20 protein-coding genes are annotated in these 24,124 nt (G+C 68.1%); 11 read left to right on the forward strand and 9 right to left on the reverse strand.

Translation table 11 applies throughout. From position 1 onward, the window contains the following. Positions 1-182: 182 nt before the first annotated feature. Positions 183-1,010, reverse strand: a complete 828-nt coding sequence (map, locus tag JWP60_RS05255) for a type I methionyl aminopeptidase (protein ID WP_299787333.1) — start codon at positions 1,008-1,010, stop codon at positions 183-185. Between the two features lie 137 nt (positions 1,011-1,147). On the opposite strand from map, the gene purL reads away from it, so the two are divergent. Then, the gene (gene purL, locus JWP60_RS05260; protein ID WP_299787336.1) at positions 1,148-5,302 is read left to right on the forward strand and encodes a phosphoribosylformylglycinamidine synthase; all 4,155 of its coding nucleotides are present in this window, start codon (positions 1,148-1,150) and stop codon (positions 5,300-5,302) included. A gap of 162 nt (positions 5,303-5,464) precedes the next feature. Beyond that, complete coding sequence (locus tag JWP60_RS05265; RefSeq protein WP_299787339.1) at positions 5,465-5,761, forward strand: hypothetical protein; 297 nt, start codon at positions 5,465-5,467, stop codon at positions 5,759-5,761. A gap of 164 nt (positions 5,762-5,925) precedes the next feature. On the opposite strand, the gene JWP60_RS05270 is transcribed toward JWP60_RS05265, so the two are convergent. Genes JWP60_RS05270 through JWP60_RS05285 form a run of 4 tightly spaced genes read right to left on the reverse strand, consistent with a single transcriptional unit; the run spans position 5,926 to position 10,236 of the window. Then, entirely contained in the window at positions 5,926-7,530 is a 1,605-nt protein-coding gene (locus JWP60_RS05270) for a gamma-glutamyltransferase family protein (protein ID WP_299787342.1), read from the reverse strand. A gap of 8 nt (positions 7,531-7,538) precedes the next feature. Then, positions 7,539-8,507 carry a tripartite tricarboxylate transporter substrate binding protein gene (locus tag JWP60_RS05275; protein WP_299787345.1) on the reverse strand — a complete coding sequence of 323 codons (969 nt, stop codon included), beginning with the start codon at positions 8,505-8,507 and terminating at the stop codon, positions 7,539-7,541. Between the two features lie 47 nt (positions 8,508-8,554). Next, positions 8,555-9,352, reverse strand: coding sequence for an ABC transporter substrate-binding protein (locus tag JWP60_RS05280; RefSeq protein WP_299787348.1), 798 nt, complete (start codon positions 9,350-9,352; stop codon positions 8,555-8,557). Continuing rightward, a complete protein-coding gene (locus tag JWP60_RS05285; protein WP_299787351.1) occupies positions 9,352-10,236 on the reverse strand; it encodes a metal-dependent hydrolase in 885 nt (294 codons plus the stop codon). Before JWP60_RS05285 ends, JWP60_RS05280 begins: the two co-directional genes overlap by 1 nt. A 108-nt stretch (positions 10,237-10,344) precedes the next feature. Here JWP60_RS05285 and JWP60_RS05290 point away from each other — a divergent pair, with 108 nt between their 5' ends. The 3 genes from JWP60_RS05290 to JWP60_RS05300 all read left to right on the forward strand — a co-directional run bounded on the left by JWP60_RS05290 (position 10,345) and on the right by JWP60_RS05300 (position 14,226). Then, positions 10,345-11,085, forward strand: coding sequence for a heparan-alpha-glucosaminide N-acetyltransferase (locus JWP60_RS05290; RefSeq protein WP_299787353.1), 741 nt, complete (start codon positions 10,345-10,347; stop codon positions 11,083-11,085). Positions 11,086-11,299: 214 nt separating this feature from the next. After that, on the forward strand, positions 11,300-13,729 hold the full coding sequence (locus JWP60_RS05295; RefSeq protein WP_299787356.1) for a catalase: 2,430 nt from the start codon (positions 11,300-11,302) through the stop codon (positions 13,727-13,729). A gap of 26 nt (positions 13,730-13,755) precedes the next feature. After that, positions 13,756-14,226: a hemerythrin domain-containing protein gene (locus JWP60_RS05300; RefSeq protein WP_299787359.1), complete on the forward strand. Its 471-nt coding sequence runs from the start codon at positions 13,756-13,758 to the stop codon at positions 14,224-14,226. Between the two features lie 69 nt (positions 14,227-14,295). Here the strand turns inward: JWP60_RS05300 and JWP60_RS05305 are convergent, their stop codons facing one another. From JWP60_RS05305 to msrB, 4 genes are read right to left on the reverse strand one after another with little or no spacing between them, the layout of a single operon-like run. Next, positions 14,296-15,075: a peptidylprolyl isomerase gene (locus tag JWP60_RS05305; protein WP_299787362.1), complete on the reverse strand. Its 780-nt coding sequence runs from the start codon at positions 15,073-15,075 to the stop codon at positions 14,296-14,298. 27 nt (positions 15,076-15,102) lie between these two features. After that, the gene (locus JWP60_RS05310) at positions 15,103-15,387 is read right to left on the reverse strand and encodes a BolA family protein (protein ID WP_299787365.1); all 285 of its coding nucleotides are present in this window, start codon (positions 15,385-15,387) and stop codon (positions 15,103-15,105) included. Further along, positions 15,384-15,938 carry a septation protein A gene (locus JWP60_RS05315; RefSeq protein ID WP_299787368.1) on the reverse strand — a complete coding sequence of 185 codons (555 nt, stop codon included), beginning with the start codon at positions 15,936-15,938 and terminating at the stop codon, positions 15,384-15,386. The genes JWP60_RS05310 and JWP60_RS05315 overlap by 4 nt, the downstream gene beginning before the upstream one ends. Next, positions 15,938-16,354, reverse strand: a complete 417-nt coding sequence (msrB, locus tag JWP60_RS05320) for a peptide-methionine (R)-S-oxide reductase MsrB (protein ID WP_299787371.1) — start codon at positions 16,352-16,354, stop codon at positions 15,938-15,940. The genes JWP60_RS05315 and msrB overlap by 1 nt, the downstream gene beginning before the upstream one ends. 259 nt (positions 16,355-16,613) lie before the next feature. On the opposite strand from msrB, the gene JWP60_RS05325 reads away from it, so the two are divergent. From JWP60_RS05325 to JWP60_RS05350, 6 genes are all read left to right on the forward strand, one after another. Then, on the forward strand, positions 16,614-16,898 hold the full coding sequence (locus JWP60_RS05325) for a hypothetical protein (RefSeq protein WP_299787374.1): 285 nt from the start codon (positions 16,614-16,616) through the stop codon (positions 16,896-16,898). Beyond that, positions 16,856-17,326, forward strand: coding sequence for an N-acetyltransferase (locus JWP60_RS05330; protein ID WP_299787377.1), 471 nt, complete (start codon positions 16,856-16,858; stop codon positions 17,324-17,326). Before JWP60_RS05325 ends, JWP60_RS05330 begins: the two co-directional genes overlap by 43 nt. After that, complete coding sequence (locus JWP60_RS05335; protein WP_299787380.1) at positions 17,320-19,839, forward strand: hybrid sensor histidine kinase/response regulator; 2,520 nt, start codon at positions 17,320-17,322, stop codon at positions 19,837-19,839. The genes JWP60_RS05330 and JWP60_RS05335 overlap by 7 nt, the downstream gene beginning before the upstream one ends. A gap of 2 nt (positions 19,840-19,841) precedes the next feature. After that, a complete protein-coding gene (locus JWP60_RS05340) occupies positions 19,842-21,020 on the forward strand; it encodes a hybrid sensor histidine kinase/response regulator (protein WP_299787383.1) in 1,179 nt (392 codons plus the stop codon). Positions 21,021-21,075: 55 nt separating this feature from the next. Further along, on the forward strand, positions 21,076-22,704 hold the full coding sequence (locus JWP60_RS05345; RefSeq protein WP_299787386.1) for a 3-(methylthio)propionyl-CoA ligase: 1,629 nt from the start codon (positions 21,076-21,078) through the stop codon (positions 22,702-22,704). A gap of 106 nt (positions 22,705-22,810) precedes the next feature. Further along, a complete protein-coding gene (locus JWP60_RS05350; protein ID WP_299787389.1) occupies positions 22,811-24,046 on the forward strand; it encodes a branched-chain amino acid ABC transporter substrate-binding protein in 1,236 nt (411 codons plus the stop codon). Positions 24,047-24,124: the final 78 nt, after the last annotated feature.

Consider the following 24,124-nt stretch of genomic DNA (forward strand, 5'->3'; position numbering starts at 1 on the left):
CAGCAGTTCGTCGGCCAGCTTGCTGAACTGCCGCAGCAGCGCCTGCGTGCCGCGTGCCGTGCTGCCGGTGCCCGCCGCTTCGAGCAGGGACGCCTTTTTCTGCCGGTAGCCCTCCCGCAGGGCCGGCAGGTCGAAGGGAGCGGACAGGTCGGTCATGGGAGGGGAGGCTGGCAGGGGGGGAATCAGGCCGTCGCGGACTCGCGGGCTTGCGTGACGAACGCCGGCACGGGTGGGCTGCCGGCCGACAGCGTCAGCACCTCGTAGCCGGTGTCGGTGACCAGCACCGTGTGTTCCCACTGGGCCGACAGGCTGCGGTCCTTGGTGACGATGGTCCAGCCGTCGTTGCCGAACTCCTTCACCTCGCGGCGGCCGGCGTTGATCATCGGCTCGATCGTGAAGGTCATGCCGGGCACCAGTTCCTCCAGGGTGCCGGGCTTGCCGTAGTGCAGCACCTGCGGCTCCTCGTGGAAGTTGCGGCCGATGCCGTGGCCGCAGAACTCGCGCACCACCGAGAAGCCCTGGCTTTCGGCGAATTTCTGGATCGCCCAGCCGATGTCGCCCAGGCGCACGCCCGGCTTGACCTGCACGATGCCGTGCCACATCGCCTCGTAGGTGACCTGCACCAGCCGCCTGGCGGCGATCGACGCGTCGCCGATGATGAACATGCGGCTGGTGTCGCCGAACCAGCCGTCCTTGATGACGGTGACGTCGACGTTGACGATGTCGCCCTTCTTCAGCGGCTTGTCGTTGGGAATGCCGTGGCACACCACGTTGTTTACCGAGGTGCACAGGGATGCCGGGTAGGGCGGGTAGCCCGAGGGCTGGTAGCCCAGCGTCGCGGAGGTGGTGCCCTGCTTCTTCATGAACTCGGCCGCCAGCCGGTCGATTTCACGCGTGGTGATTCCGGGCTTGATGTGCGCCGTGAGGTGGTCGAGCACCTCGGCCGCCAGCCGACAGGCCGTGCGCATCGCCTCGATGCCTTGTTCGTCTTTGGTCGTGATGCTGCCCATCCCGGGATTATCCCAGAGGGGCGCGGACTGCGCAGCCAGACCTGCGAGAGGGGGCGCACCGCGCAGGTAGAATCCCGGGTTCCCCGCGTCCCCAGTCAGCGGCCGGCGGGGCCCACTCCCCAGACAGGTTTTCCACAGTGTCCCTGCACATCACCGAGTTCGAGGGCGGACAGGCCCTCAGCGACTTCCGGATCCAGCAACTCCTGCCGCGACTGCAAGCCGTGCACGCCAAGATCGCCGGCATCTCGGCGCGCTACGTGCACCTGGTGGCCAGCGACCACGCCCCCGATGCTCAGGAACGCGAGCAGCTCGCTGCCCTGCTGACTTATGGCGATCCCCACGACGGTGCGGACGCCGGTCCCTTGCTGATCGTCACGCCGCGGCTCGGCACCGTGTCGCCCTGGGCCTCGAAGGCAACCGACATCGCGCACAACTGCGGGCTGGCGATCCGGCGGATCGAGCGGGTGGTCGAATACCGCGTGCAGATGGCGTCGGGCTGGCTGGGCAAGGCCAAGAGCATCGAGCCGCAAGAACTCGCCGCGGTCGCCGCGCTGCTGCACGACCGCATGACCGAAAGCGTGGTGACCGAGCGCTCCGAAGCCGCGCGCCTGTTCACCGAACTGCAGGCGCCGCCGATGGAGCACGTCGACGTTCTGGCCGGGGGCCGCGCTGCCCTGGAGGACGCCAATCGCCGCTTCGGCCTGGCGCTGGCCGAAGACGAGATCGACTACCTCGTGCAGGCCTTCACCGCGCTCGAGCGCAATCCGACGGACGTCGAGCTGATGATGTTCGCGCAGGCCAACAGCGAGCACTGCCGGCACAAGATCTTCAACGCCACCTTCACCATCGACGGCCAGCCGCAGGACCAGAGCCTGTTCGGCATGATCCGCAACACGCACCAGGCGCACCCCGAGCACACCATCGTCGCCTATGCGGACAACGCCGCGGTGATGGAAGGCCACGCGGTGGAGCGTTTCGTGCCGGCTGCGGGCGGGGTCTACGCCAAGAGCGAGGCGACCCATCACGTGCTGATGAAGGTGGAGACGCACAACCACCCTACCGCGATCTCGCCTTTCCCGGGCGCCTCCACCGGCGCCGGCGGCGAGATCCGCGACGAGGGCGCCACCGGTCGCGGCGCGCGGCCCAAGGCGGGCCTCACCGGCTTCACGGTGTCCAGGCTGTGGGGCGCGCAGTTCGGCAAGCCGGAGCACATCGCGAGTCCGCTGCAGATCATGACCGAGGGTCCGCTCGGTGGCGCGGCCTTCAACAACGAATTCGGCCGGCCCAATTTGCTGGGCTATTTCCGCGAGTATGAGCAGGAGGTGGCGGGCGTGGCCCGCGGCTACCACAAGCCGATCATGATCGCCGGCGGGCTGGGCTTCATAGACGCCGGGCTCACGCACAAGATCCCGTTCCCGCCCGGCACGCTGCTGGTGCAACTGGGCGGCCCCGGCATGCGCATCGGCATGGGCGGAGGCGCGGCCTCGTCGATGGCCAGCGGCACCAATACGGCGGAACTCGATTTCGATTCCGTGCAGCGCGGCAACCCGGAGATCGAGCGCCGCGCGCAGGAGGTGATCAACCGCTGCTGGGAACTGGCGGCGGACAACCCGATTTTGGCGATTCACGACGTCGGGGCGGGCGGGTTGTCGAACGCCTTTCCCGAGCTGACCAACGATGCCGGTCGGGGGGCGCGTTTCGATCTGAGCCGGGTGCCGCTGGAGGAGTCCGGTCTCGCGCCGCGCGAGATCTGGAGCAATGAAAGCCAGGAACGCTACGTGCTGGCGATCGCACCGGAATCGCTGGAGCTGTTCCGGGGCTTCTGTGAGCGGGAGCGGTGTCCCTTCGCGGTGGTGGGCGTCGCTACGGAAGAACGACAGCTGGTGGTGGCGGGAACGCCCCTCACCCCAACCCTCTCCCCGGAAGGGAGAGGGAGCAAGACCGAACTCCCTCTCTCCAAGGAGAGATCTGCAGGACTCCCTCTCCCGCTTGCGGGAGAGGGCGGGGGTGAGGGCGACGGCGCTGACTCCCCCCAGCCCGTCGACATGCCCCTTGACGTCCTCTTCGGCAAACCCCCGAAGATGCACCGCGACGTCCAGCGCATCGCCCGCGAGGTGCCCGCCATCGACCTCACCGGCGTGACCCTGCAGCAGGCCGCGATCGACGTCCTGAGCCACCCCACCGTCGCCTCCAAGCGCTTCCTCATCACCATCGGTGACCGCACCGTCGGCGGGCTCACGCACCGCGACCAGATGGTCGGTCCGTGGCAGGTCCCGGTGGCCGATTGCGCCGTCACGCTGGCCGACTACCGCGGCTTTGCCGGCGAGGCCATGAGCATGGGCGAGCGCACGCCGCTGGCCGCGGTCGACGGACCGGCTTCCGGCCGCATGGCCGTGGCCGAGGCCATCACCAACCTGTTGGCCGCCCCGATCGAACTCGCGCGCGTGAAGCTCTCGGCCAACTGGATGGCCGCGTGCGGCGAGCCGGGCGAAGACGCGGCGCTGTACGACACCGTGCGCGCCGTCGGCATGGAGCTGTGCCCGCAGATCGGCGTCGCGATTCCGGTCGGCAAGGACAGCCTTTCGATGCGCACGCAATGGACCGAAGGCGGCGCCACGAAGAAGGTCACCTCGCCGGTCAGCCTGATCGTCACCGCCTTCGCCAGCGTGGCCGACGTGCGCGGCACGCTCACGCCGCAGTTGCAGGCAAGCGAAGACACGACGCTGGTGCTGGTGGACCTGGGGCACGGACGCCAGCGCATGGGCGGCAGCATCCTGGCGCAGACGCTGGGCCAGCCCGGTGGCGAGGTGCCGGACCTGGACGAGGCGCAGGACCTGGTGAAACTCGTCGCTGCCGTCAACGAGCTGCGCGCGCAGGGCCGCCTCCTGGCCTATCACGATCGCAGCGATGGCGGCCTGTTTGCCGCGGCCTGCGAGATGGCTTTTGCGGGCCACGTGGGCGTCGCGCTGAACGTCGACCTGCTGGTCACCGAAGGCGACGGCATCAGCGACAGCCGCGCCGATTACGGCGACGCCAAGAACTGGGCGAGCCAGGTCGGTGCCCGCCGCGAGGAGCTGACGCTCAAGGCGCTGTTCAACGAGGAACTCGGCGTGCTGCTGCAGGTGCGCACGGGCGAACGCAACGAGGTGATGCAGGTGCTGCGCGCCCACGGCCTCTCCAAGCACAGCCACTTCGTCGGCAAGACCCGGCCGGCGGCCGATGCGATCGACGTGGGCAAGGGCGAGGTGCAGGTGTGGCGCGATACCAAGGCGGTGTTCAGCGCCAAGCTTGCGGACCTGCACCAGGTGTGGGACAGCGTGAGCTGGAAGATCTGCCAGCAGCGGGACAACCCGGTGTGTGCGGATGGCGAGCATGGGGCGGTGGGGGATGCGAATGACCCGGGCTTGCATGTTTTTGTGCCGGGGGTGCCCCCACCCCAACCCTCCCCCGGGAGGGGAGGGAGTTCTGCATTACCCCCTCCCCCTCTGGGGGAGGGCTGGGGTGGGGGCGCTCCGGCGCTCAATCTCGCCAAACCCCGCGTCGCAATCCTCAGAGAACAAGGCGTCAACTCCCACATCGAGATGGCCTACGCCTTCACCAAGGCCGGCTTCGAAGCGGTCGACGTGCACATGACCGACCTGCAGTCCGGCCGCCATGACCTCTCCGCCTTCCGCGGCGTGGTGGCGTGTGGCGGCTTCAGCTACGGCGACACGCTGGGCGCCGGCATCGGCTGGGCGCGCAGCATCACCTTCAATCCGGTACTCGCTAGCCAATTCCGCGACTTCTTCGCGCGCAGCGACACCTTCGGCCTCGGTGTGTGCAACGGCTGCCAGATGTTCGCCGAGCTGGCCGACATCATCCCGGGCGCGCAGGCCTGGCCGCGCTTCACCACCAATCGCAGCGAGCGCTTCGAGGCGCGGCTGGCGCTGGTCGAAGTGCTGGATTCGCCCAGCCTGTTCCTCCAGGGCATGGCGGGCGCGCGCCTGCCGATCGCGGTGGCGCACGGCGAGGGCTTCCCCAATTTCGCCCGCCGCGGCGACCAGGCCCAGGTGATCGCCGCCATGCGCTACGTCGACAACCATGGCGCGCCGACGGAGCGGTATCCCTTCAACCCGAACGGCGGGGCGGGTGGCCTGACCGGGGTGACCACCGCCGATGGCCGCTTCACCGCGCTGATGCCGCACCCGGAGCGCGTCTTCCGCAACATCCAGATGTCCTGGACTTCGGGCGACCCGTCGGGCTTCAGCCCCTGGATGCAGATCTGGCACAACGCGCGCAGGTGGGTCGGCTAGGGCCTGTTCACGGATCCCGGTACGCCCGCTCCGCATCCGCGCGCTACCTACGCGCCGGCAAGGCCGCTCCTACATCATCTCGCACCTCCAACCTGACGGCGGCCAACGCGTTGCGGGACCAAAAAGAGTTCCTGTGAAGCAATCCCTTCGAAAGGAACAAAGATGAAGTACTCCCGCATCCTGTTCGCCGCCGTGGTCACGGCCGCTGCCTTTGCCGCCAACGCGGAGGTCGGCACCCATGGCGATGTGGGCGGCACGCCGCAACAGGCGCAAGCCCAAGGCAAGAGCTTCGTACGTCCGAGCTGGGCCACCAAGAACGTCTGGTCCACTTCGTACAACCCGCTGATCGGCTTCGAAAGCGTCAGGAGCCGCGCGGAGGTCAAGGCCGATTTGATGTCCGGCCGCCAGGCACTGCTGGCTTACGAGAGCCACACCGGCTCGGCACGCAGGGCGTACTGATCGCCGCGGGCGGCAGCGCGACCGCCATCAGCGGGTGAAGGATGCCATCCCCCAGGATGTCATCCCCGGCACGAGGATGTCATCCCGGGCTCGACCCGGGATCCACGACGGCGCTTGCATCAGCGCTGCATGGATTGCGGGTCAAGCCGGCAATGACATGCCGTTCAGAACCCCACCGGATACCCATCCTTGCGATGGTCCGACGCGGCGATGTAGCCGTGCTCCGTCTTCATCGCCAATTGCGCTGATCCGAACTCCAGGTCGAAGCGCGGGGCCACGCGCAGTTCGTGGCCGCGCGCCCTCAATCCCTCGATCGCCGCCGGCGGGAAGTTCCATTCCACCGCCACGGTGCTGTTGTCGTCCAGGATGCGCCAGCGCGGCGCGTCGCTGGCCGCCTGCGGATTCAGCCCCTGGTCGGCGAAACGGATCACCACCTGCACATGGCCCTGCGCCTGCATGGATCCGCCCATCACCCCGAGGCTCATCAACGGTTGGCCATCCTGCATCAGGAAGCCGGGGATGATCGTGTGGAAGGGCCGCTTGCCCGGTGCCACTTCGTTGGGATGACCGCGCTTGAGCGTGAAGCCCCAGCCGCGGTTCTGCAGCGCGATGCCGGTGCCGGGCACCACCACGCCGGAGCCGAAGCCCTTGAAGTTGGACTGGATGAAGGACACCATCATCCCGCTCTGGTCGGCGGCCGTGAGGTACACGGTGCCGCCGGACTGCGGCGCACCGGCGCGTGCCGGCGCCGCCCGGTCACGGTCGATCAGGCGCGCGCGACTGGCCAGGTAAGCGGGGTTCAGCAGGTGTTCGGGCGTGACCAGGCGCATCGCGTCCGGGTCGGCCACGTAGGCTTGCAGGTCCGCGAAGGCCAGCTTCATCGCCTCGATCTGCAGGTGGTGCCACAAGGCGGTGTCGGCCCCTGCGGACGGCAGGTCCAGTTGCTCCAGCATGCCAAGCGCCATCAGCGCCGCGATGCCTTGGCCGCTGGGGCCGATCTCGTGCAAGTCGACGCCGCGATAGCGCACCGACAGCGGCGCGACCCAATCGCATTCGTGCGCCGCCAGGTCTTGCTCGTCGAGCAAGCCGCCGGTGGCGCGGGCATGGTCGGCGATGGCACGGGCCAGTTCGCCGCGATAGAAAGCCTCGCCCTTGGTCGCGGCGATCCGTTCCAGCGTCTGCGCCTGGCCGGGACACCGGAACAGCTCGCCCACCTGCGGCGCCTCGCCGCGCGGCGCAAAGGCCTCGCGAAAGCCCGGCTGTGCGAGCAGTTCGGGCACCTGCAGCTGCCACTGCCGGCGCACCGTCGGCGAGACCAGGAAGCCCTCGCGTGCATGGCGGAGCGCCGGCTCGAAGAGTTCGGCAAAGGGTAGAACGCCGAAGCGATCGGACAACGCGCGCCAAGCCGACACCGTGCCCGGCACCGTGACCGAGTCCCAGCCACGCTGCGGCATCGCCGGGTAGCGCGCGAAGTGTTCGGGCGTCCAGCGGCGCGGCGCCCGGCCCGAGGCGTTCAGGCCGTGCAGCCGCTGGCCGTCCCACAGGATGCAGAAGGCATCCCCGCCGATGCCGTTCATGCAGGGCTCGACCACGGTGAGCGTGATCGCCGTGGCCAGCGCGGCATCGACGGCGTTGCCGCCGCGTGCCAGCGTCAGCGCGCCGGCGGCGGACGCGAGCGGCTGCGAGGTGCTGACCACGTTGCGGGCCAGCAGCGGCATACGCTGCGACGGATAGGGGAAGTCCCAGAAGCCAGGGGCGGTGTCGCTCATCCGGCCGATTATTCCAGCTTCACCTTGGCTTGCTCCACCACCTTGCCCCAGGTACGGAACTCCTGGTCGACGACTTTCGCGAACTCGTCCGCAGGGGTGTAGCGCAGTTCCACGCCTTGCTCCTGCAGGCGCTGGCGCACGTCGGGCGCATCGACCGCGGCCCGCACGGCGCGGTTCAGCACGGCGATGACTTGCGGCGGCGTGCCCTTGGGGACCATCACGCCATAGACGTTATCGGCACCGAAGCCTTGCAGGCCGCTCTCCGCCACCGTGGGCACGTCGGGCAGCATGGCCAGCCGGTGGCTGGAGGCAACGGCCAGCACGCGTAGCCGTCCCGACTTCACATGCGGCATCGAGGCGGGGATGCTGTCGAACATCATGCTGGCGCTGCCGGCCATCAGGTCAGGCAAGGCCTGCGAGCTTCCTTTGTAGGGGATGTGCACGAGATCCAGGCCGGCCGCGGACTTGAACATCTCCGACTCCAGGTGCGACAGCGTGCCCGCGCCCTGCGAGGCGAAGTTGTGCTTGCCGGGCGCGGCCTTGAACAGCGCGATCAACTGGCGCACGTTCTGCGCCGGCAGCGCAGCCGGTACCACCAGCATGTGCGGCACGATGCCCACGCCGGCGACCGAGACGAAGTCCCTCTGCAGGTGCACCGGCTGCGGCGGGTAGGCGGCTGCGGCGATCGCCGCATTGGTGACCGCCGCCATGTAGACGGTGTAGCCGTCGGGCGCCGCACGCCCCGCGTTCAGCAGGCCGATGTTGCCGCCGGCGCCCGGGCGGTTGTCGATCACCACCGGCTGCTTGAGCGTCTCCGACATCTTCTGCGCCAGCGACCGGGCCAGGATGTCGGTGGCGCCGCCAGGCGGGAAGGACAGCACCATCTGCACGGGGCGCTCGGGCCACTCGGCATGGGCGGCAGCAGCGGCCAGCGCCAGCAGCAGGGCAGCGCCGGCACGCAGCAGGGAAGATTGCATCGCGGACTCCTTGAATGTGATGACGCCTGGCGTGCAATCTCCGTGCCTTACGCGCGGGGTGCGACGGCCGCCCCCTCGATGCCGTGCCGCTGCAGGGCGGAGGCGACGAAGCCGCTGGCCTTCATCTCCTCGATGAAGCCCGAGAGCCAGGCCTGCGCCGCGGTGCGGCCCTTGGGCACGCCCATGGCCTGCTGGATCACCATGAAGCGGCCGGGCAGCAGGCGCAGGCCGCCGATCCGCTTCATGTCCGCCTCGAGCTGCTGCCGCACGCCGGCGGCCACCTCGTAATTCTGCCGCAGGAGCACCTCGGTGACCTCGGGCGAGCTCGGGGCGCGCACCAGCGTGGCCGCCTTCAGCTCGCGGGTGAGGAACAGGTCGTAGGCGCTGCCGCGGCCGACCACCACGCGGGTGCCGGCGCGGTCGACCTCCTCGTTGCGCTGCAGCGGCGAGGCGTTGCGCACCAGGTAGGCGCCTTCGATGATCACGTAAGGCGCGGTGTATTCCATGTCGGCCGCGCGGACCGGGTCGATCGCGACGAAGGCCAGGTCGACCTGGCGTGCCTTCACCGCTTCGACGGTGTTGCCCGCCGAAGTGAAGGTGACCAGTTCCACCGGCAGGTCCAGGCGGCGGCCGGCCTCGCGCGCGAGGTCGACCGACACGCCGGCCGGTTGCCCGTCGGCACCGCGCACGGCGAGGATGGGATTGCCGAAGTTGATGGCGGCGCGCAGCTTGCCGGTGCCACCGAGTTCGGCGCGCGCGGCCGCGGACGACGGCGCTTGCGGGCCGGCCGCGCAGCCGGCCAGCAGGCTGGCCGTTGCGGCGCAGAAGAGGCGACGGCTAGTCATCAGAAGTCGTACTTCTGGCCCGGCTCGGGCACCAGGATGCGGGGCGAGGTCGCGTTGCCCATCGCCTGGATCAGTTCGGCCGGCGTGCCGCGCAGCTGCGGCGTGGTGCCGTAGTGGATCGGGATCGCGTAGCGCGGATGGATCATGTCGCGCACGGCCATCGCGGCGTCCTGCGGGCTCATCACGAAGTGGTTGCCGATGGGCATGAGCACGACGTCGGGGTGGTACATCTCGCCGATCAGGCGCATGTCACCGAAGACGGCGGTATCGCCCATGTGCCAGACCTTGAAGCCGTTCTCCATCTCGATGATGAAGCCCACCGGCTCGCCGCCGGGCAGCACCTGCTCGTGGCCGGCGGCATCCTTGAAGGCCAGCTCGGACGAGTGCTCGGCGTGCACCGCGGTGATCTTCGGACCGGTCGGCCCCCAGGGCAGGAGGGTCCCGCCCTTGCCGAAGCGCGGCGCCAGTTCGGCTGGCAGGATGCCGTAGGTGACGACGCTCTGGTTCATCCCGGCCGGCCCCCACATCGGCACGTTGTGCATCTTGGCCAGTGCCGGCGCGTCGGCGAAGTGGTCGAAGTGCCCGTGCGTGACCAGGATCAGGTCGATGTGGCCCAGCGCCGAGAGCTGTTTCCATTGCGCGGGCGTCTTCGGGTTCGAGGTGAGCCACGGGTCGATCATGATCACCTTGCCGCCCGGCGTGGTGATGCGCGTGCTGGCCTGCCCGAGCCACAGCACCTCGGTCTTGCCCACCGTGTGCGGCGCGTCGCCGGGCATGGCCTGCACCATGGGCGCGGACTGCATGGTGCTCGTCATCGGGCCGGTGCTGCAGCCGGCCAGCACGAGGCCAGCGGCCGTGAGCAGGACCGAGTGGAGTTTCTTCATGGGGGTCTTCTCCTCGTTGTTGGCATGCCGACCAGGCTGGCCGCCATCGCGGGATTGGAACGTCGGCGCCGGCGGGCGTCAATCGGGCCGGCCACTACACTCGAAGCGGTGAGCGCGACTTCCACCCACCGCCGCTTCGACCGCATCGACGCCTTGCGCGGCGTCGCGATCGTCTGGATGACGGCCTTCCACTTCTGCTTCGACCTGGACCACTTCGGCTGGATCCGGCAGAACTTGCTCTCCGACCCGTTCTGGACGCGGCAACGCACCGCGATCGTCACCCTGTTCCTGTTCTGCGCCGGACTGGGGCAGGCCGTCGCCTTCGTGCAAGGGCAGGGCTGGCCCCGCTTCTGGCGGCGCTGGGCGCAGATCGCCGGGTGCGCGCTGCTGGTGACGGTCGGTTCGGCCTTCATGTTCCCGGACAGCTTCATCTACTTCGGGGTGCTGCACGGCATCGCGCTGATGCTGGTGATCGTGCGCCTCACCGCGCGTTGGGGCCGCTGGCTGTGGCTGGCCGGTGCGCTCGCGCTGCTGCTGCCGTTGGCCGCGGTGCCGGTGCACATGCACTTCGGCGATCTCGCGGTCTTGAATGGCCGCTGGTTGAACTGGATCGGCTTCATCTCCAGCAAGCCGGTCACGCAGGACTACGTGCCCCTGTTGCCGTGGCTCGGCGTCATGTGGTGGGGCATGGCCGCGGGCCAGTGGCTGCTGCGCGCGCGACCCGCTGTGGTGCAGGGGCCGATCCCGCGCGCCTTCACGCCGCTGGCATGGTTGGGCCGCTGGAGCCTGAGCTGGTACCTGGTGCACCAGCCGGTACTGATCGGCTTGCTGATGCTTTTGCATTCGTAGGGTGGATGGCGCGCAGCGCAATCCACCGCGGCCGATGGTGGATTGCGCTGTGCGCATCCACCCTACGGACTAGGACGCTCGGTTGCTCATCGGCTCGTGACTATCGCCTCGATAGCCACCGGGCATGACTTCGTCGGCTTGCGCCTACAAGGCACCGGAGGCGGGCCACTTACGGTGGCCGACGGCACTGTCGCCGGACTTCCCGACCTGATCCATGCCCAAGACCCCCAAGGCAGCCCCGCCTGCGAAGAAGACGGCCGCGAAGGCCGCCGCCCGTAATTCCGACAGCGGCCCGGCGCGCCTTGCGCCCGACGCCGGCAGCGACGCGGCTGCCCGCCAGAAGGCGGAGACCGAGGCGCTGGCCGCCGCCCTGCCGAACAACGACAACAAGCCCTCCGAGCACGGCTTCGCCAACGGCCTGAAGCCGCCGCCCGGCCAGGCGGCCGAGCCGGCTTCGCGCCTGCCCACCGCCAGCACGCTGAGCGAAGAGAACAGCTCCGAGAAGGTCGGCACGGCCGCCCTCGACGGCCTGAACGCCACCATCGACACGCTCGATCGCGTGCGGGTCGACTCCACCGGGCGCGTGCTCACCACGAACCAGGGCGTGGCCGTCGCCGACAACCAGAACTCGTTGAAGTACGGCGTGCGCGGCCCGGCGCTGCTGGAAGACTTCATCCTGCGCGAGAAGATCACGCACTTCGACCACGAGCGCATCCCGGAGCGCATCGTGCACGCGCGCGGCTCCGGTGCGCACGGCTTCTTCGAGTGCTACGAGCCGATGACGCAGGTCACGAAGGCGGCGCCGTTCCAGGCGGCCGGCAAGATCACGCCGGTGTTCGTGCGCTTTTCCACCGTCGCGGGCGAGCGCGGCTCCAAGGACACGGCGCGCGACGTGCGCGGCTTCGCGACCAAGTTCTACACGGACGAGGGCAACTGGGACCTGGTGGGCAACAACATCCCGGTGTTCTTCATCCAGGACGCGATGAAGTTTCCCGACCTGGTGCATGCGGTCAAGCCCGAGCCGCACCACCAGATGCCGCAGGCCGCCAGCGCGCACGACACCTTCTGGGACTTCGTCTCGCTGATGCCGGAGTCCACGCACATGCTGATGTGGGTGATGAGCGACCGCGCCATTCCGCGCAGCTACGCCACCATGCAGGGCTTCGGCGTGCACAGCTATCGGTTGGTCAACGAAGCCGGCGAGTCGGTGTTCGTCAAGTTCCACTGGACGCCGATGGCGGGCACCCATTCGCTGGTGTGGGACGAGGCGGTGAAGATCTCCGGCGCCGACCCGGATTTCCACCGGCGCGACCTGTGGGAACGCATCGAATCGGGCAACTATCCCGAATACGAGCTGGGCTTCCAGATCTTCACCGAGGAGCAGGCCGAGCAATTCAGCTTCGACATCCTCGATGCGACCAAGATCATCCCCGAGGAGATGGTGCCGATCACGCCGGTGGGGCGCATGGTGCTCAATCGCAATCCGGACAACTTCTTCTCCGAGACCGAGCAGGTCGCGTTCTGCACGGCGCACGTGGTGCCCGGCATCGACTTCTCCAACGACCCGCTGCTGGCCGGCCGCATCCATTCGTACGTGGACACGCAGATCACGCGCCTGGGTGGCCCGAACTTCCATGAGATCCCGATCAACGCGCCGGTCGTCCAGGTGCACAACAACCAGCGTGACGGCTTCCATCGGCAGGCGATCTTCCGCGGCCGCGTGAGCTACGAGCCGAACTCGCTGGCCGGCGGCTGCCCGTTCCAGGCGGGCGCGGAGCAGGGCTTCGTCTCGGTGCCGGCCCGCATCCGCGCCGACGAGGAGCAGGGCAAGGTGCGCGCCAAGCCCGAGAAATTCGCCGACCACTACACCCAGGCGCGGCTGTTCTACGAGAGCCAGACGCCGGTGGAGCAGTCCCACATCGCCAATGCCTTCCGCTTCGAGTTGAGCAAGGTGACGGTGCCCGCCGTGCGCGAGCGCGTCGTGGCCATGCTGCGCAATGCGTCCGAGGAACTGGCGCAGAAGGTCGCCGACGGCCTGGGCATGGACTCGATGCCGGCGCCGCTGCCGCTGGCGCTGCCGAACCCGGCGACGCCGGAGGTGACCAAGTCGCCGCCGCTGTCGCTGCTGGCGCGCCCCGGCACCGAGCCGCTCAAGGGCCGCAAGATCGCGTTGCTGGTCGCGCCCGGCGTTGCCGCGCGGCCGCTGCTGCAACTGCAGGCGGCACTGCTGGAACAGGGGGCGATCGGCCGCTTCGTCGGCCTGCGCATCGGGCCGTTCCCGACCACCGACGGCGATACCGTGCAGGCCGATGCCTCGCTCGAGAACGAGCCCGGTTTCCTGTTCGATGCCCTGGTGCTGCCCGACGGCGCCGAAGCCGTCGCCGCGCTCGCCCAGGACGGCCACACGGCGGAATTCATCAAGGACCAGTTCCGCCATTGCAAGACCATCCTTGCCCTCGGCGAGTCGCGGCGCCTGCTGGCGCAGGCCGGCTTGCCGGCTTCGCTGGACAAGAGCCTGGCGCAGGGTGGCACCGGGCTGATCGTGGTCGATGCCGGCAAGGAGGAGGCGGGCATCGCCGCCTTCCTGCAAGCGCTGGGCAAGCACCGGCACTTCGGCCGCGAGATGGACCCGCCGCTGGTTTGAAGCAGCCAACGATCCAAGGAAACATCATGACCACTGACAAGGACGCTTGCGAACTGCTGGATGCGGACCACATCGCGGTCAAGCATCTGTTCGTCGAATACGCGCGGCTGGCGATGGCCGCGCCGGCCGAATCCGCTGGCGAGCGCCAGGCCCTGGCGGAAAAAATCTGCAGCGAGCTCACCGTGCACGCGCAGATCGAGGAGGAGATCTTCTATCCGGCCCTGCGCCAGGCGCTGGGCGCCGACGACCTGATCGACGAAGCCGAGGCCGAACACCAGCAGGCGAAGGAGCTGATCGCGCAGATCCAGGCGGTGGGTGCGGCCGGGCCGCAGATGGACGACCTCGTTGCGCTGCTGGCCCGGGCGATCGAGCAGCACGTGAAGGAGGAGCGGGATGTGCTGTTCACCAAGGCACGCTCGGTGAGCGGGCTGGACCTGGTGGAGCTTGGCGGGAAGCTGAAGGAGCGGCAGGGGGAGCTGCAGGGGCAGCTTGCGTGACGATCACGTGAAAGAGGAAAGCGGCCCGCAGGCCGCTTTCTCACGAACAGCGCGCGATGCGCGCCGCACTCATTCCACCTTCGCGCTCTTGCGCAGGGTGTCCTGGAACTGCGCCAGCTTCTGCTGCTGCAGTTGCTGCGCGATCTGCGGCTTCACTTCCTCGAAGTTCGGCAGCTTCGCATCGCGGACGTCGGTGACGCGGATCACGTGCCAGCCGAATTGCGACTTGACCGGCACCTGCGTGGTCTCGCCCTTCTTCAGCTTGGTCATGGCCTCGGCGAACTCGGGCACGTAGCTGCTCGGGGTGGCCCAGTCCAGGTCGCCGCCGTTCTGGCCGGAGCCCGGGTCCTTGGACATCTTCTTGGCCAGGTCCTCGAACTTCGCGCCCTTCTTCAGGTCGACGATGATCTTCTTGGCCTGGTCCTCGTTCTCCACCAGGATGTGGCTCGCCTTGTATTCCTTGCCGCCGTTGCTGGCGACGAACTTGTCGTATTCGGCCTTGATGTCGGCGTCGGTGACGGGGTTGGCCTTCTGGTAATCGGCGAACAGTTCGCGGATCAGGATGGTCTGGCGGGCCAGTTCCATCTGCGCCTTGAAGTCGTCGGTGGCATCCAGGCCGCGCTTGCTTGCTTCCTGCATGAAGATCTCGCGCGCGATCACTTCATCCTTCAGCTGGCCGGCCTGCTCCTCCGAGACCGGACGGCCGGCCTTCGTCAGCTGCTGCTGCAGCATGTCGACGCGCGCCTTGGGCACCGGCTTGCCGTTGACGATGGCGATGTTCTGCGCCATGACGGGCAGGGCGATGCCGATGGCGGCCGCGGCGACCGCGGTCAGGAAGGCTTTCTTCATGGGATCTACCTTGGAGGAATCAGGGTTTCAGAGCGTCTCGATCGCCAGCGCATGGACGCCCCGATCACGATCGATATAGTCGCGCAAGGCATCATACACAAGGCGATGCTGCTCAACCATGCGGAGTCCCGCAAACTGCGGAGAGGCGATGCGCACGCGGAAATGGGTGCCCGAGCCGCTGCCGTCCTGGCCCGCATGGCCCAGGTGGGCGGCGCTTTCGTCCAGCACCTCCAGGCGCGTGGGCCCCAGGCGTTCGGCCAGGCGCGCGCTCAGCGCTTCGGCGGTGATGCCGGTGCCGACGGGCGTGTTCACTGCTCGCCCGCCCCGGCTTCCTTGCCGTCCTTCACGTGCCGGCTCAGGTACATCGCCTGGCCGACCACGAACAGCGCCATCAGGCCCAGGCCTCCGAACAGCTTGAAGTTGACCCAGGTGTTGGTGTCGTAGTGGAAGGCGACCCACAGATTGACGAAGCCCATCACCGTGAAGAAGCCGACCCAGCTCCAGTTCATGGCCCGCCACGCCGGCTCGGGCAGATCGAGCTGCGAGCCCATCAAGGTCTTGAGGAAGTTCTTGCGGAAGAACAGCAGGCCCGAGGCGAGCGCGATGGCCATCATCCAGTACAGCGCGGTCGGCTTCCATTTGATGAAGCTCTCGTCGTGCAGCAGGATGGTGGCGCCGCCGAAGACCACGATGATCCCCAGGCTGAGCCACTGCATCGGCTCGATCTTGCCCGTCGAATAACGCACCCACGCGATCTGGGCGATGGTGGCCGCGATGGCGATGCCGGTGGCGATGTAGATGCCGCCCAGCTTGAACGCCAGGAAGAAGACGGCGATCGGGAAGAAGTCGAGCAGGAGTTTCATCAGGTCTTGTCTTCCGGCTGGAAGTCCAGCGAGGCGGAGTTCATGCAATAGCGCAGGCCGGTCGGCTCAGGTCCGTCCGGAAAGACGTGGCCGAGGTGGGCGCCGCATTGTGCACACACGGTCTCGGTGCGCGCCATGCCATGGCTGACGTCGCGGATTTCCTTGATGGCGCCGGGCAGCGCCTGCGAGAAGCTGGGCCAGCCGCAGCCGGCATCGAACTTGGTGCCCGAGTCGAACAGCTGGGCGCCGCAGCAGATGCAGTGATAGCTGCCGTCGGCCCAGACGCGCTCGTACTTGCCGGTATAGGGCCGCTCGGTGGCGGCGTGCCGCGTGACGTTGAAGGCGCCGGGCTCGGCGCCTTTCTCGGCCAGCAGGGCCTTCCATTCGGCGTCGGATTTGGCGATCGGATAGGTCATGGAGAGCAGAAGGTCATCTGGTTGAGAAACGGTCGGGCCACGCAAGTTCCGTTTCGCTTCGCAGCATGCCCGGGTACCCGCCCTGTGGCTCGTGGGTCGGCTGCGCCTTGGAGTGTGCGAGCCGGCTGGCGTGGACGTTTGCATTGTCCGCCCGGCGGCCCCGCCGGAGCCGAGTAGGGGAATCGCTTATTGTCCCGGTAGCGCGACCCCACGGGATAATTCGCAGGCCGCGCAAGCGGCTTTGGGAGGGATAACACCAATGAGCGATTTTTCCGCGACGGAGCAGTCGTTTGCACTGCCGTCGCAAGCCGGTGCGTCGCTGGCGGAAGAAACCACCGTGGCCGCCGCCGCGACCGATGTCCAGCCGCACGAAGTCGGCTTCCGGCGCCTGCGCGGTGCGCGCGAGATTGCGCGCGTCGTGCCGCTGCGACAGCAGATCGCGTTGCCGGCAGCGGCCCTGGACGACCCCGCTTTCGCGCTGCGCGAAAAAAAAGAGACGAGGTGGGCGTCGTCGGCGCCCTGGTGCGTTTCGGCGAGTACATAGGTACCATCCGCTACCTGCCGATGGACCAAGGCCTGGCGCCCTGCGAGGCGCTGCTGCGGCGCCATCGCATCGCCCTCGACCCGCAGGAAACCAGCTGGGAAGTCGGCCGGCTCGTGCTGGCGCCGCGGTTTCGCAGCGGGCCGGATTCACTCAAACGCTTCCTGTTCCTGACCCTGGTGGACCTGCTCGAAGAAGATCCCGTGGACAAACTGTTCGCTTCCTGCACGCCCTTGCTGAGCCGCCTGTACCGGCGCTTCGGCTTTTCCGTCCTGGTGAAGGACGCGAGCCAAGATGCGCAGGGCAGCTACTCGCTCATTCAAGGCCAGGTCCCCGAGGTGCTGCGCGCGCTGGCGGCCAGCCGCGAGGAGCGCGCCCAGGTCGAACGGCTGCTTGCCGGCCGTGAGCGGATCGAGGCGCTGCCATGCTGACCAGGTTCGCGCGCCGCCTGTTCCAGCACTACGAGGAGTATCACTCCTATGGTCCGGCGCGCCTGAAGGCCATCGGCGTGCTGGGCGCGATCACCTATGTGCTGTTCTACTTCCTGCGCTTCACGCGGCCTCATGCCTCGCTGACCGCGGACCTGGCGGAACGCGCGCTGGCCGTGCTGCTGTTCGCGCTGCTGGGGCTGCGCGACCGGTGGCCGGTGAAGCTCAAGCCCTACTACATCCGGGTCTCGTATTTCGTCCTGCTCTATTCGCTGCCCTGCTTCACCGTGCTGGTGGCGCTGGAGCGGGGCGGCGGCGTGCCGAACATCTCCAACGCCTTCATCATCCTGTGCTTCCTGGTGCTGCTGACCGACTGGCGCAACACCATCGTGATGGTGCTGGCCGGGACGGCCATCGCCGCGCTCGTCTACGTGCTGATCACGCCGCACCCGCACGTGCCCATGGACCTGGTGGCGCAATTGCCCGCCTTCGCGCTGATCCTGATCGGCGGCCAGCTGTTCAAGTCCAACACCGACAAGATCGATGCCGAGCGCAAGCTGCGGGCCACCCAGGCGCTGGCGGGCTCGATCGCGCACGAGATGCGGCATCCCCTGGCGCAGCTCAAACACAGCCTCGAAAGCATGGAGGAAGTGCTGCCGCCACCCGGCACCGGGCGCGAGCCGGCGCGACTTTCGCCGCAGCAGGTGCAGGCGCTCTATCGCCACCTGGCGCGCGGCGAGCAGGCCGTGCAGCGCGGGCTGCAGGTGATCTCGATGACGCTCGACGAGGTGAGCGCGCGGCCGATCGATGCTTCGACCTTCCGCTACCTCTCGGCCGCCGAGGTCGTGCAGCAGGCCGTGGAGGAATACAGCTACGACCCCGAGGAAGCGCGCGACTGCGTGAGCGTGCAGGTGAAGGAGGACTTCACCTTCCGCGGCGACGAGACCGCCTACCTGTTCGTGCTGTTCAACCTGATCAAGAACGCCCTCTACTATGTGGCCGCGTATCCGCGCACGCGGGTCACCATCATGGTCGGCGAGCAGCAGGTGAAGGTGCGCGACACCGGGCCGGGCATTGCGCCGGAAGCGCTCGCCGGCCTGTTCGAGCCCTTTCGCTCGGTGGCCAAGTCGGGCGGCACGGGCCTCGGCCTGGCTTACTGCCAGCGGGTGATGCGCGCCTTTGGCGGCGCGATTGCCTGCGACTCCGTGCCCGGTGAATTCACCGAATTTACCATGCGCTTCCCGGTCGTCAGCGAGCAGGAGCGCGAGCAGCATCGGCTCGCGGCCGTCGCCCAGGCCCGCACGGTGCTGGCCGGCAAGCGGCTGCTGATCGTCGAGGACGACCCGGTGCAGCGCATCGCGACCCGGCAGAAGCTCGGGCCGCTGGCGGTCACCACCGAGCTGGTCGAGGCCGAGGACGGCGCGGTCGCCCTGCAACTGCTGGCGGCGCGCAAGTACGACATCGTTCTGCTGGACCTGCACATGCCCGGCCTGGACGGCTATGCGGTGGCGGAAAAGATCCGGCGCGGCGAAGGGCCCAACCGCCATGTCTACATCGTCGCCTACACCAGCGAGCCGGCGCACCTGGCGCGGGCCAAGGCCCTGAAGTGCGGCATGGACGGCTTCGTCAGCAAGCCCTGCTCGCAGCTGCCCTTGCTGGGCGCGCTGCAGCACGTCGTGCAGCAGCCGGGGGTCACCGGCGGCAGCGCCGCTGGCCGGCTGGCGGGGCGCCGCATCCTGATTGCCGACGACAGCGCCTTCAACCGCAAGGCCATCGCCGCCTACCTGCGCAACGCGGCGGCGATCGTGATCGAGGTGGAACACGGGCGGGCGGTGCTGGAACAGCTGCAGGCGCAGGACGGCATCGATGCAGTGATCGTCGACCTGCACATGCCGGGCATGGACGGACTGGAGACCGCACGCGCCATCCGGGCGGCGCACGAGTCCTGGTCCGCCGTGCCGGTGATCGCGATGACCGCCCGTTCGGACGAGCCCGCCGTCACCGCGGCGACGGAAGCGGGCATGAACGGCTTCCTGGTCAAGCCGGTCGACGCGCTGCTGCTCTATGACACGCTGCGTCGCCTGATCGGCGGCGGCGCCTCTCTCCCCGCCGCGAGCGACACGGGCGAGCGGCCCGCCGTGCCGCCGGCGCAGGATGATGGTCTGCTCAATCTGCAGCGGCTGGAGAGCTATCGGCGGCTCGGCATGCTGGAGGAATTGCTCGACGACTACGTGCCGGAGATGGCGAGCCTGGTCGAGACACTGCGATGCGCCGTGGAGGGGGGCGACGTGCAGGGCAGCATCGACGCGCTGCATTCGCTGCTGGGCATGAGCGGCGAGGCCGGCGCGCAGGCGCTCTATCAGGAAGTGCGCAAGCTCTACGTGCCCTTGCTGGAACAGGGCGAGTGGCCCGCGGGCAGCAACTGGCTGCCGCAGTTGCAGGCGCTGGGCGTGCGCACCGAGGAGGCCTTGCGGGTCTACTGCGCCATGCAATCGTCCCGCTCCGGCGCCGGCTGATCATGGGAAGCGCCGTCCACGATCTTTCCGGCGAGGTGCCGGCCATCCTGTTCGTCGACGACGAGCCGGCCTCGCGCAAGTGGTTCGCGCTGGAGTTCGGCGACGAGTTCCGCGTGGTCACCGCCGGCGGCGCCGACGAGGCCCTGGCCATCCTGGGCGCGCGCAGCGGCGAATTCGGCGTGCTGGTCACCGACTACCGCATGCCCGAGCGCGACGGCATGAAGCTGCTGCGCACCGTGCAGCGCGACTTCCGCCACGTGATCCGGCTGCTGGCCACCGCCTACGCCGAGAAGGACGTGGCGATCGCCGCCGTCAACCAGGGCAAGGTGCTGCGCATCCTGGAGAAGCCGCTCGATGGCGAGGCCACGCGCGAGGCCTTGCGCGAAGCGCTGGCCCAGCACCGCACGCAGGCCGTGGAACGGGTGGTCAACGAGGGCCGCGTCGCGGCGCTGCGCGAGGCACTTGGATTTCTCGCGCACGAGTTGAACACGCCGCTGGCCACGGTGCGCGGCTACGTCGGCTCGGTGGCGGCGCGCCACATCGCGCCCGGGCCGCAGACGCCGCCGGGCATGGCGCAGTTCCGCGAGGAGTACCCCGGCGAGCTGGTGGCGGCGCTGGAGCGGGCCGAGCGGCGCGCCCTCTATTGCCAGTCGCTGGTCTCGACCTTCGTGCAGTCCGCGCGCGACGCCTACCCGGACGCCGTGCCGCAGTCCATCACCGCCAGCAGCCTGGTCGAGGCGCTGCTGGACGAATTCCCGTTCGAGGAGAACGAGCGTTCCTGGGTGGTGCTGGACGTGCGGCAGGACTTTCGCCTGCCGGGCCGGCGCGACCTGCTGTACCTGGTGCTGTGCACTCTGGCCAAGAACGCGCTGCTCGCCTTGCGCGGGCGCGCGCAGCCGCGGCTGGTGCTGGAGGTCGATCGCGATGCGCAGGGTGCGGCCGGCCGCCGCGCGTGGATCCGCGTGCGCGACAACGGCCCGGGCATTCCGCCCGAGGTGCTCGCCAAGCTGACGCGGGAGCCGGTCACCACGCGTGCCGGCAGCGGTGGCAGCGGCATGGGGCTGATGTTCTGCCAGCGCGTGATGCAGGCCTTGAGCGGCGCCATCGAGGTGCATTCCACCGTGGACGAAGGCACGCTGGTCACGCTGTTCTTCCAGCCCGTGGGGTCAACACCGGGATAGCGCGCGAGCCCGGCGGTTTAGCATTCGCACCATCACGAATGCGAGGAGACCAAGGATGCTGGGCCTGATGCAAAACCAACCGCTGCTGATTTCGGCGCTGATCACGCACGCCGAGCGGCACCACGGCGACGGCGAGATCGTCTCGCGCCGGGTCGAGGGCGACCTCCATCGCTACCAGTGGCGCGACGTGGCCCGGCGCGCACGCCAGGTCGCCAATGCGCTGGATGGCATGCAGCTGCTGTTCTCCGATCGCATCGCCACGCTGGCCTGGAACGGCTACCGCCACCTGGAGCTGTACTTCGGCGTCAGCGGCTCGGGCCGCGTGCTGCACACGCTGAACCCCCGGCTGCACCCGGACCAGATCGCCTGGATCGCCAATCACGCCGAGGACCAGGTGCTGTGCTTCGAGCTGAGCTTCCTGCCGCTGGTGCAGGCGATCCATGCCCGCTGCCCCGGCATCCGGCAGTACGTGGCGCTGTGCGAGGCCGACCGGCTGCCCGTCGACAGCGGCATCCCGCATCTCGTGAGCTACGAGGCGTGGATAGGCGCGCAGGGCGACCGGTACGACTGGCCGGTGTTCGACGAGAACTCCGCCTCGTCGATGTGCTACACGAGCGGTACCACGGGCAATCCGAAGGCGGCGCTCTACAGCCAGCGCTCCACGATTCTGCACGCCTATGCCGCGTCGCTGCCCGATGTGATGGGGCTGTCGGCCCGCGACTCCGTGCTGCCCGTGGTGCCCATGTTCCACGTCAATGCGTGGGGCATTCCGTATGCGGCCGCCCTCAATGGCTGCAAGCTGGTGTTCCCCGGTCCGAATCTCGATGGCAAGTCGGTGTACGAGCTGATGGAGGCCGAGCAGGTCACCTTCGCGGCCGGCGTGCCCACCGTGTGGCAGATGCTGCTCGGACACCTGAAGCAGAACGGCCTGCGCTTCTCGTCCTTGAAGCGCACGGTGATCGGCGGCTCCGCCTGCCCGCCGGCGATGATCGATGCCTTCCGCGAGGACTACGGCGTCGACGTGCTGCATGCCTGGGGCATGACGGAGATGAGTCCGCTCGGCACGCTGTGCACGCTGAAGAACCGGCACGCTGGTCTGCCGGCGCCCGAGCAGCTGAAGATCCGCCTGAAGCAGGGCCGCGCGATCTTCGGCGTCGACCTGAAGATCATCGGCGATGCCGGCGAGGAACTTCCGTGGGACGGCAAGACCTTCGGCGACCTGTACGTGAAGGGGCCGTGGGTGGTGCGCGAGTACTTCAAGGGCGACGGCGGCGATCCGCTGATCGAGGGCTGGTTTCCCACGGGGGACGTGGGCACGATCGACGGCGAGGGCTACCTGCAGATCACCGATCGCAGCAAGGACGTGATCAAGTCCGGCGGCGAGTGGATCAGCTCGATCGACATCGAGAACATCGCCATGGCGCACCCCTGCGTGCAGATGGCTGCGTGCGTCGGGATGAAGCATCCCAAGTGGGACGAGCGGCCGATCGTGGCGGTGGTCAAGCGTCCCGGGGCGGAGCTCTCGCGCGAGGAACTGCTTGGCTTCTACGAGGGCAAGATCGCGAAGTGGCAGGTGCCGGACGACGTGGTGTTCGTGGAGGCGATTCCGCTGGGGGCGACCGGGAAGATGTTGAAGACGCGATTGCGGGAGCAACTGAAGGACTATCGCTTGCCGACGGCTTGAGTTCAGGCATAACCGGAGCATGCAAACCTTAGGTGCAATCCCTGACCGGCCCGCAGCGGGAAGCCTAGTACCCTGCGCCTGTCGTTGATTCCCAGGAGACCAGCCCGTGAACTCCACCCTGAAGATCGTCGCCGCGTCGGCCCTGATCGTCGCCGGCGGCGCCGCCTTCGCGCAGAAGGGCGAGACCGTGAAGATCGCCTTCATGGATCCGCTCTCCGGGCCGTTTGCCAACGTCGGCCAGAACCAGCTCAAGAGCTGGCAGTTCGCCGCCGAGAAGCTCGCCGCCAGAAATCCGGCCGGCGTCAGGTTCGAGGTGGTCGGCTTCGACAACAAGGGCTCGCCGCAGGAAAGCCTCAACACCCTCAAGGCCGCGATCGACCAGGGCTTCCATTACGTGGTGCAGGGCAACGGCTCGGGCGCCGGCCTCGCCATCGAGGACGCGGTGGCCAAGCACAACGACCGCAATCCCGGCAAGGAAGTGGTCTACCTCAATTACGCCGCGGTCGACCCTTCGATGACCAACGAGAAGTGCGACTACTGGCACTTCCGCCTGGACGCCGACACCTCGATGAAGATGGAGGCGCTGACCTCCTTCATGAAGGACCAGCCCAAGGTCACCAAGGTCTTCCTGCTGAACCAGAACTACTCGCACGGCCAGCAGGTCGCCAAGTACTTCAAGGAAGCGATCGGCCGCAAGCGCCCCGACGTGAAGATCGTCGGCGAGGACCTGCATCCGATCGGGCAGGTGAAGGACTTCTCGCCCTACGTCGCCAAGATCAAGCAGTCGGGTGCCGACACCATCGTCACCGGCAACTGGGGCCAGGACCTCACCCTGCTGGTCAAGGCCTTGAACGACGCGGGCCTGAAGATCCCGATGTACACCTACTACGCCACGGTCACCGGCACGCCCACGGCGCTGGCCGCCGGTGGCGACAGCGAGGTGTACGTGGTGGGCTACGGCCATGCGAACCACACCGGCGAGCTGGGCCAGATGGCCTCGGACTTCAAGAAGAAGTTCAACGACGACTATTACACCTACGCCACCTACAACGGCATCAACCTGCTGTCGGCGGCCATGGCGAAAGCGCAATCGACCAACCCCGTGAAGGTGGCCAGGGCCATGGAAGGCCTCTCGGTCAAGAGCTTCGCGGGCGACGTGACCATGCGCACCTCCGACCACCAGCTGCAGCAGACGATGTACATCACCCGCTGGCAGAAGGCCACGAAGGGCCAGTACAGCGTCGAGAACACCGGCTACACCTTCGTGCCGGTCAAGCAGATGGACCCGTACGTCTCCAGCACGCCCACCAGCTGCCAGATGAAGCGGCCTTCCGCGGGCTGAACGGGAAGCTCTTAAAAACCAATATCCGGACGCAGAAGGCGCAGAAGTAACGCAGAAGGCGCAGAAGAATCCTTCCAG

This window comes from Ramlibacter sp., from assembly GCF_028291745.1.
Taxonomy (GTDB): Bacteria; Pseudomonadota; Gammaproteobacteria; order Burkholderiales; family Burkholderiaceae_C; genus Ramlibacter.

Coding starts and splice junctions, on each gene's coding strand:
- JWP60_RS05325 (WP_299787374.1), top strand. CDS start 16,614: ATGAGCGATTTTTCCGCGACGGAGCAGTCGTTTGCACTGCCGTCGCAA.
- JWP60_RS05340 (WP_299787383.1), top strand. CDS start 19,842: ATGGGAAGCGCCGTCCACGATCTTTCCGGCGAGGTGCCGGCCATCCTG.
- JWP60_RS05345 (WP_299787386.1), top strand. CDS start 21,076: ATGCTGGGCCTGATGCAAAACCAACCGCTGCTGATTTCGGCGCTGATC.
- JWP60_RS05280 (WP_299787348.1), bottom strand. CDS start 9,352: ATGACTAGCCGTCGCCTCTTCTGCGCCGCAACGGCCAGCCTGCTGGCC.
- JWP60_RS05265 (WP_299787339.1), top strand. CDS start 5,465: ATGAAGTACTCCCGCATCCTGTTCGCCGCCGTGGTCACGGCCGCTGCC.
- JWP60_RS05305 (WP_299787362.1), bottom strand. CDS start 15,075: ATGAAGAAAGCCTTCCTGACCGCGGTCGCCGCGGCCGCCATCGGCATC.
- msrB (WP_299787371.1), bottom strand. CDS start 16,354: ATGACCTATCCGATCGCCAAATCCGACGCCGAATGGAAGGCCCTGCTG.
- JWP60_RS05275 (WP_299787345.1), bottom strand. CDS start 8,507: ATGCAATCTTCCCTGCTGCGTGCCGGCGCTGCCCTGCTGCTGGCGCTG.
- JWP60_RS05300 (WP_299787359.1), top strand. CDS start 13,756: ATGACCACTGACAAGGACGCTTGCGAACTGCTGGATGCGGACCACATC.
- JWP60_RS05285 (WP_299787351.1), bottom strand. CDS start 10,236: ATGAAGAAACTCCACTCGGTCCTGCTCACGGCCGCTGGCCTCGTGCTG.
- map (WP_299787333.1), bottom strand. CDS start 1,010: ATGGGCAGCATCACGACCAAAGACGAACAAGGCATCGAGGCGATGCGC.
- JWP60_RS05295 (WP_299787356.1), top strand. CDS start 11,300: ATGCCCAAGACCCCCAAGGCAGCCCCGCCTGCGAAGAAGACGGCCGCG.
- JWP60_RS05270 (WP_299787342.1), bottom strand. CDS start 7,530: ATGAGCGACACCGCCCCTGGCTTCTGGGACTTCCCCTATCCGTCGCAG.
- JWP60_RS05335 (WP_299787380.1), top strand. CDS start 17,320: ATGCTGACCAGGTTCGCGCGCCGCCTGTTCCAGCACTACGAGGAGTAT.
- JWP60_RS05315 (WP_299787368.1), bottom strand. CDS start 15,938: ATGAAACTCCTGCTCGACTTCTTCCCGATCGCCGTCTTCTTCCTGGCG.